The 7,560-nt window shown below is 71.0% G+C and carries 9 protein-coding genes; 5 read left to right on the top strand and 4 right to left on the bottom strand.

Annotated features, from left to right (window positions below; translation table 11 throughout):
* The coding region (locus tag G3I40_RS28680; RefSeq protein ID WP_164305363.1) for a substrate-binding domain-containing protein at window positions 1–657 on the top strand (657 nt) is incomplete at its 5' end.
* Here G3I40_RS28680 and G3I40_RS28675 read toward each other — a convergent pair.
* Window positions 654–1,052, bottom strand: a complete 399-nt coding sequence (locus tag G3I40_RS28675; protein ID WP_164305367.1) for a nuclear transport factor 2 family protein — start codon at window positions 1,050–1,052, stop codon at window positions 654–656. The two genes, G3I40_RS28680 and G3I40_RS28675, sit on opposite strands and share 4 nt — an antisense overlap.
* 106 nt (window positions 1,053–1,158) lie before the next feature.
* Here G3I40_RS28675 and G3I40_RS28670 point away from each other — a divergent pair, with 106 nt between their 5' ends.
* Entirely contained in the window at window positions 1,159–1,743 is a 585-nt protein-coding gene (locus G3I40_RS28670; RefSeq protein ID WP_164305362.1) for a PadR family transcriptional regulator, read from the top strand.
* Here G3I40_RS28670 and G3I40_RS28665 read toward each other — a convergent pair.
* The 3 genes from G3I40_RS28665 to G3I40_RS28655 form a co-directional block, all read right to left on the bottom strand.
* On the bottom strand, window positions 1,719–2,369 hold the full coding sequence (locus G3I40_RS28665; RefSeq protein ID WP_343245043.1) for a TetR/AcrR family transcriptional regulator: 651 nt from the start codon (window positions 2,367–2,369) through the stop codon (window positions 1,719–1,721). The two genes, G3I40_RS28670 and G3I40_RS28665, sit on opposite strands and share 25 nt — an antisense overlap.
* Before the next feature lie 47 nt (window positions 2,370–2,416).
* Window positions 2,417–3,358 carry an alpha/beta hydrolase gene (locus G3I40_RS28660; protein ID WP_164305360.1) on the bottom strand — a complete coding sequence of 314 codons (942 nt, stop codon included), beginning with the start codon at window positions 3,356–3,358 and terminating at the stop codon, window positions 2,417–2,419.
* 108 nt (window positions 3,359–3,466) lie between these two features.
* Window positions 3,467–4,225: a TioE family transcriptional regulator gene (locus tag G3I40_RS28655; RefSeq protein ID WP_164305358.1), complete on the bottom strand. Its 759-nt coding sequence runs from the start codon at window positions 4,223–4,225 to the stop codon at window positions 3,467–3,469.
* Window positions 4,226–4,283: 58 nt separating this feature from the next.
* Between G3I40_RS28655 and G3I40_RS28650 the strand changes: the two genes are divergently transcribed.
* From G3I40_RS28650 to G3I40_RS28640, 3 genes are all read left to right on the top strand, one after another.
* A complete protein-coding gene (locus G3I40_RS28650) occupies window positions 4,284–5,489 on the top strand; it encodes an erythromycin esterase family protein (RefSeq protein ID WP_164305356.1) in 1,206 nt (401 codons plus the stop codon).
* A gap of 93 nt (window positions 5,490–5,582) precedes the next feature.
* Window positions 5,583–6,245 (top strand): HAD family phosphatase, encoded by a 663-nt coding sequence (locus tag G3I40_RS28645; RefSeq protein ID WP_164305354.1) that lies wholly within the window; start codon window positions 5,583–5,585, stop codon window positions 6,243–6,245.
* Between the two features lie 32 nt (window positions 6,246–6,277).
* On the top strand, window positions 6,278–7,498 hold the full coding sequence (locus G3I40_RS28640) for an acyl-CoA dehydrogenase family protein (protein ID WP_164305352.1): 1,221 nt from the start codon (window positions 6,278–6,280) through the stop codon (window positions 7,496–7,498).
* Window positions 7,499–7,560: the final 62 nt, after the last annotated feature.

Genomic DNA, 7,560 nt, shown 5'->3' with positions numbered 1-7,560 from the left:
GTCAGCGGCGCCGGCGGCCTGCTCGGCGCGGGCGACGCGGACCCCGTCCACCTCGCGGGCCCCGCCGAGTACCTCTCGCACCACGTGCTGCCGGCCCTCGCCCCGCTCGTCGACAAGGGGGTGAGGCTGCGCCTGACGTTCGGCCTCACGGACGCGCTGCTGGACGCGCTGCGCGCCGGGCGCCACGACCTGGTCGTCGCCACCGTCCGGCCGCGTGGCAGGGCGCTGGCCTCGGCGCCGCTCGACGACGAGGAGTTCGTGCTCGTCGCCGCACCCGCCTGGGCCGAGCGCATCGGTGGACGCCTCGCGGCGGAGGGGCCCACCGCACTGCACGGCGTGCCCCTCGTCTCGTACGCCGAGGACCTGCCGATCGTCCGCCGCTACTGGCGGCACGTCTTCGGCAGGCGTCTGACCCGCACGCCCGCCCTCACGGTGCCCGATCTGCGCGGGGTGCGGGCGGCGGTGACGGGCGGCGCGGGGTTCAGCGTGCTGCCCCGCTACCTGTGCACCGACGAGCTGGCCGCCGGTGCGCTGGTCCTGCTGCTCGACCCGGACGACGCCCCGATCAACACCACCTACCTCGTCCAGCGGCCCGGCTCCTCGGCGAACCCGCACGTCACCCTCGTACGGGACCACCTGCTGCGCTCGGCCCGCTAGGAACCGGCTCCGGCCGCTTCCTGCTCGATGCGGTCGAACTGTGCGCCCATCGCCGTGGCCAGCGCCTGCGCCGCGGACAGCGGCCGGACCATCACCATGAAGTCGTCGATGAGGCCGTCCTCGTCGAAGTGCAGGAAGTCGCAGCCGGTGATCTGCCGTTCGCCGACGCGCGCTTCGAAGACCAGCGCGTGATCCCGCCCGTCGGCGCTCTCGATCTCGCGCACGTAGCGGAAGTCCTCGAAAACGCGGGTGACGCCGCGCAGGATCGCCGACGTGATCGCCTTGCCCGGGTACGGCTTGAAGACCACCGGGCTGGTGAAGACCACGTTCTCGGCCAGCAGGTCCTCGACGGCCGCCAGGTCGCCCTTCTCCACCGCGGCGCGGAAGGGATGCATGAACGCCACCTCGCTCTCCATGGACATCGACATTGTCATCGGCGTCATTAATCAATTATTTGAATAGGTGCCGGAGAGAATAATCGTCTCGCTGTAAGGTGTCTACATGTCGCTCAAGTACGCGGTCCTGGCCGCCCTGTTGGAGGGCGAGGCGTCCGGATACGACCTGGCGAAGATCTTCGACGTCTCGGTGTCGAACTTCTGGGCCGCGACGCCGCAGCAGCTCTACCGGGAGCTGGACCGGCTGGCCGCCGAGGGGCTGATCGACGCCCGGGTCGTGCCGCAGGAACGCCGGCCGAACAAGCGGATGTTCACGCTGTCCGCCGCGGGACGAGGCGACCTCGCCGCGTTCACGGCGAAGCAGCCGAAGCCGATGGCGATGCGGGACGAGCTGATGGTGAAGGTGCAGGCCGTCGACGTCGGCGACCTGGACGCGGTCCGGGCCCACGTCGAGGAGCGGATTGCCTGGGCGAGCGGCAAGCTGGCCCGCTACGAGCGGGTGCGCCGGCATCTGCTCGGGGGCCTGGGCGAGGAGGAGTTCCTCGCCGACGGCGAGCGCATCGGGCCGTATCTGACGCTGATGGGCGGGATCTCCCTGGAGCGGGAGTACCTGAGCTGGGGGCGGCGCGTCCTGGAGATCCTGGAGCGCCGCGCCGCCCGGACCGCTCAGTCCTCGCGCTCGGCGAGCTGAAGCCCGTTCTCCCAGATCTTGTTGAGCGTCGTCACCAGACGCTCGAACGGGACGCGCTGCCCGAGCACGAACACCATGTACGCCATGCGGCCGACCATCACCGAAAGAGCGTGCGCCGTCAGCAGCGGATCCAGGCTCGCGTCCGCCTGTCCGCTCTCCTGGAGCGAGCGGATCATCTTGGCGTTGCGCCGCGCGAACGCGTTGCCCCGCTCGATGCGCAGCTGCATGAACTGCTCGTCCACCTGGGCGACTTGCTCGAACAGCGCCATCAGGCGCGCGTTCTTCTTGTACGTGCGCAGGTACTCGCGGTTCGACGCGTCGATGAGCTCGCGCGGATCGGTGATCCCGGTGCGCTCGCGCAGGTGCGGGTGGAGCATCTCCTCCTGCACCTGCTCGACCAGGGCCTGGAAGATCTCTTCCTTGCTGTTGAAGTACGTGTAGAACGAGCCCGACGCGACGTGCGCGGCCCGGGAGATGTCCGTGATGCGCGCGTCGAGGTATCCGTCGCGCTCGAAGACCTCGCGGGCCGCGGCGACCAGGGCGCCGCGCGTTCTGACGCCGCGGGCGCTGCGGGGGGTGATCGGCTGCTTCTGGCCGCCACCGGTGGCCGGGGCCTGGGCAGTCACGGCGTTCCCCTCACTGTCGTACCGCCATGGGATGGCCGAGGATGCTATCAGCCGAGGTCCGCGAGGAAGTCCAGCAGCGCGGCGTCGACCTCGGCCGGCCGCTCCTGCTGGACCCAGTGTCCCGCCCCGTCGAGCACGACGCGGCCGCGCAGGTCGGTCAGTACCCGCTCCATCTTGTCGTCCGGCATGAAGTGGCGGACCGGGTCCTGGGAGCCGGTGACGAACAGGGCCGGGCAGTCGATGGTGCGCTCGGCCAGGTGCCCGGTCAGCTCCCAGGTGCGGTCCAGGTTCCGGTAGTAGTTGAGGCCGCCCGTGAAGCCCGTCCGCTCGAACTCGTCGACGTAGTGGGCGAGTTCGCGTTCACTGAGCCATGCGGGCGCCGGGAACTCCTCGTCGGGGCGCGCTGCCCACGCGGCGGACCAGATCTCCCGGGTCACGAGGGTGCGGCGCACGTTCTGCGCCAGCGCGCGGTCGGCGACGCCCGGCTCCTGGAACCACACCATGTAGAAGTCGTCGCCGAGGTGCTTGCGCAGGATCGGCAGCGGCGGCGCGGGGGAGCGGGGCGTCACCGGCACGCTCATCCCGACCACGGCCCGCACCCGCTCCGGATGCGTCCACGCCATGTGCCACACCACCGACGCGCCCCAGTCGTGCCCCACGAACACGGCGTCGTCCGCGCCGATGTCGTCGAGCAGCCCCGCGAGGTCCGCGCACAGGGCGAGGGCGTCGTACGCGTCGACGTCCGCGGGCCGTGAACTGCCGCCGTAGCCGCGCATGTCGGGTGCCAGCACGCGGTATCCGGCCTCGGCGAGCGCCCGCACCTGGTGCCGCCACGAGAACGCCAGCTCGGGAAAGCCGTGGCAGAGCACGACCACGGGCTTGTCCGTGTCCCGGGGCCCGTGCTCGAAGACGCGCAGCGTGATGCCACCGGTCGTGACGTCCCGCGCCACGACCTGCTCCCACGCGGCGATCGCCGGATCTGTGGCCATGTCTGCACTCCTCGGATCGTTGACGCAGCGGTTCACCGGGACTCCACGCAGGGGAACACGCCCCGTCGGCAGCTGCGTTCCGCATATTGAACTTGACGTTGGGTTCATTTACCCGCGTTCGAATGTACAGGGCGCTCCGTCGCGCTCGCTCAGGTACGCCGCCAGTTCCGCGGCCCCGGTGAGCAGCGCGCGCCCGCGTACGGACAGGCGTCCGTGCCAGTCGGACAGCGCGGCCTCCAAGGGCTCCAGGCCGCCGGCCGTCCGCACCTGGTCGATCAGCGGGGCGATCTGCTCCAACAGGTAGCCGCCGCGCCTGAGTTGGTGGGCGAGCCGTGCGTCCCGTACGTCGGCCCGGTCGTAGACGCGGTACCCGGTGTGCGGATCGCGGCGCGGGCGGACCAGCCCGGCGCGCTCCCACTTGCGCAGTGTCGCCGGCCGGATGCCGAGCTCGGCCGCCAGCGGTCCGATGAAGGTCTCTCCGGGCCCGGACCCCCGGGCCGGCCCGGGCGCCGCGGCGGGTTCCAGGTCGCGCAGGGCGTTCTCCACGGCCAGCAAGGTCCGCCGGTCGTCGAGGAGTTGGACGTGACTCATGTCGATGAGACGGAACGCCTCCTCCAGGTCGCCGTCGTTCACGGCCCGCATGAGCGACGTGGCCGTCGCATGACCGTGACCCGGCACCAGGGCGAGAAACGCCCGCAGAGCGCTCGCGTGCAGGGGGGTGTAGGCGCGGTAGCCGTGGGGGGAGCGGTCGGCGGCCGGGAGGATGCCGGCCTCCTCGTAGTTGCGGACCGCTTGCGTGGACAGACCGTGCCCGCGCGCCAGGTCGACCGGCCTGAGCCGCTCACGGCTTTTAAGGTTGCGTCCCATTGTCCCGCCGATATCGAGAGAAACTTTCCACCGAAAGTTCAACGATAGCGTTGATGGCATGGCCACTGACATCAAGGAAACCCTTCATGCCGTCGATGCCGCCGCCGTCCTGGGGCTGCTCCCGGCCAGGCCCCGGCTGCTCGCCCTGGGCGAGCCCACGCACGGCGAGAACGCGCTGCTCGACCTGCGCAACGCACTCTTCCGGCAACTGGTCGAGCAGGAGGGCTACCGCACGATCGCCCTCGAGAGCGACTGTCTGAAAGGACTGCTGGTGGACGACTACGTCACCTCCGGCGCGGGCACGCTCGACGAGGTCATGGAGCGCGGCTTCAGCCACGAATGGGGTGCCCTGGCGGGCAACCGCGCACTCGTGCGCTGGATGCGCGCCCACAACGACGGCCGTCCCGCGTCCGAACAGGTCCGCTTCGCCGGCTTCGACGGCCCCCTGGAGATCACCCACGCGGAGAGCCCCCGGCAGGCCCTGACCGCCCTCCATGACCACCTCGCGCCACGGGTCGACGCGGACCTGCTCCCCTGCACCCGGCAGACGCTCGACCGGCTGCTCGGCGACGACGACCGGTGGAGGGACCCCGCCGTGATGAGGGACCCGGAGCGGTCCGTGGGACGGTCCGCCGACGCGCACCGCCTGCGGCTGCTCGCCGACGACCTGGCGGCACTGCTCGACCTGCAGACCCCGCACCTGATCACCGAGACCTCCCGGGACGCCTGGGAGCGGGCGTGCCTGTACGGGCGCACCGCTACCGGTCTGCTGCGCTACCACCGCTCGATGGCCGACACCACGCCGTCACGGATGGCCCGGCTGGTGAGCGTGCGGGACCAGATGATGGCCCACAACCTCCTCGCCCTCGCCGAACGCGGCCCCGTCCTGGCGTACGCCCAGAACGTCCATCTCCAGCGGGAGAGGAGCACGATGCGCATGTGGGACGAGCCTCTGGTGACGTGGTGGAGCGCCGGCGCACTGGTCGGTGCCCGGCTCGGCGAGGAGTACGCCTTCGTGCCCACGGCCCTCGGCGCGATCCGGCACCGAGGAGTGGAGGTGCCGCCGCCGGACACCCTCGAAGGACTCCTGTACGCGCTCCCGCAGGAACGCTGCCTCGTCGACGCCCCGCGGCTGGCCGCCGCCCTCGGAGACGAGCGGCTCGCCCTGCGTACGTCCCCCTGGTTCGGCTACGCCCCGTTCGACCCGGCCCGCCTGGCGGACAGCGACGCTCTGGTGTTCGTCAGGGACGTCCCGCAGTCGTGACCGCTCCCCAGCGCGTTCCCCGACCCTTCCGTTGAACCTGAACCCGGATTCAAGTACGGTGCCGCATACCGGGTGCGGAAGGGGAGAATCGCAATGCTGGCCAACGAGGAAGGCACGGCGCGCACCGCCGTCCTCTTCGACTTCGGCGGTGTCCTCACCACGAGCGTCGTCGCCGCCTTCGAGGGCCTGGGCCGTGAACTCGGCGCCGAGCCACGGCTGTTGCTGCGGCTGCTGTCCAAGGACGCGGAGAGCAGCGCGCTGCTCGTGGCGCACGAGGAAGGGCGCATCGGGGAGCGGGAGTTCGAGGACGGTTTCACGGCGCGGCTGCGCGCCCACGGCGTCGACGTGGATCCCGAAGGGCCGGGCCTGCTCAGCAGGTTGCAGGCACGGATGCGGCCCGACACCGACATGCTCGCGCTGGTGGCGAGGGTGCGGGCCGACGGGTACCGGGTCGGGATGCTGTCCAACTCCCTCGGCGACGACTGCTACGCGGGCTACGACCTCACCGCACTGTTCGACGCCGTCACCGTGTCCGGCGAGATCGGGGTGCGCAAACCCTCGCGGCGCGCGTACGCCGTCGCCTGCGAGCGGCTCGGCGTCCGGCCCGAGGAGACCGTCATGGTCGACGACCTGGAGCAGAACATCACGGCGGCGGCCCGGCTCGGCATCGCCGGCGTCGTGCACCGCGAGGCGAGGACGACGCGCGCCGAACTCGCCCGGCTGCTCCACCCGTTGAGCCCCGGTGATGCCGTGTGATTCCGTACCAGACGACGACCGTGGGAGGACCCGTGTACGAGCTGTCCGGCAAGGCCAAGGAGTACCAGGACAAGCTGCTCGCCTTCATGGACGAGCACATCTACCCCGCCGAGGCGGTGTACGCCGCGCAGATGGCCGAGTCGGGCGACCCGCACTTCCACCCGCCGGTCCTCGAGGAACTGAAGACCGAGGCGAAGAAGCGCGGCCTGTGGAACCTCTTCCACCCGCACCCCGAGTGGGGCCCCGGCCTGACCAACCTCGAATACGCGCCGCTCGCCGAAATCATGGGCCGCAGCGCCCACTTGGCGCCCGAGGCGACCAACTGCAACGCGCCCGACACCGGCAACATGGAAGTCCTCACGCTCTTCGGCACGGACGAGCACAAGGAGAAGTGGCTGAAGCCGCTGCTCGACGGGGAGATCGCCTCCGCGTTCGCCATGACCGAGCCCGCCGTGGCCAGTTCGGACGCGAGCAACATCCAGCTGCGGATGGAGCGCGACGGCGACGACTACGTCCTCAACGGCCGCAAGTGGTGGACCTCGAACGCCCTGCACGCACACTGCAAGGTCCTCATCGTCATGGGCAAGACCGACCCGGACGGCCCCGCCTTCCGCCAGCAGTCGATGATGGTCGTGCCGCTCGACACCCCCGGCGTCACCGTGCTGCGCGGGCTGCCCGTCTTCGGCTACCAGGACCGCGAGGGCCACGCCGAGGTGCTCTTCGAGAACGTCCGCGTGCCGTCCACCGCCCTGCTCGCGGGCGAAGGCGACGGCTTCATGATCAGCCAGGCCCGGCTCGGCCCCGGCCGCATCCACCACTGCATGCGCTCGATCGGCATGGCCGAACGCGCCCTGGACCTGATGATCGACCGGGCGCAGTCCCGCACGACCTTCGGCGCCCCGGTCGCGGACCGCGCCAACATCCAGGACTGGATCGCCGAGTCCCGCATCGAGATCGACATGGCCCGGCTGCTCACGCTCAAGGCCGCGTACCTCATGGACACGGTCGGCAACAAGCAGGCCCGCACGGAGATCGCCGCCATCAAGGTCGCGGCGCCGGAGGTCGCCCTGAAGGTCGTCGACCGGGCCATCCAGGTGCACGGCGGCGCGGGCGTCAGCGACGACTTCCCGCTCGCCAGCATGTACGCGCACCTGCGCACCCTGCGGCTCGCCGACGGCCCCGACGAGGTGCACAAGCGCACCATCGCCCGACGGGAACTGCGCCGCCGGCAGACGGAGCGGGGCGAGCGGTGACGTCCCTCGAAGGACGGGTCGCGCTGGTGACCGGCGCGTCGCGGGGCATCGGCCTCGCGGCC

The sequence above is a fragment of the Streptomyces sp. SID14478 genome (assembly GCF_010548525.1).
Lineage (GTDB): Bacteria > Actinomycetota > Actinomycetes > Streptomycetales > Streptomycetaceae > Streptomyces.
This window is presented reverse-complemented; position numbering and strand designations above follow the sequence as displayed.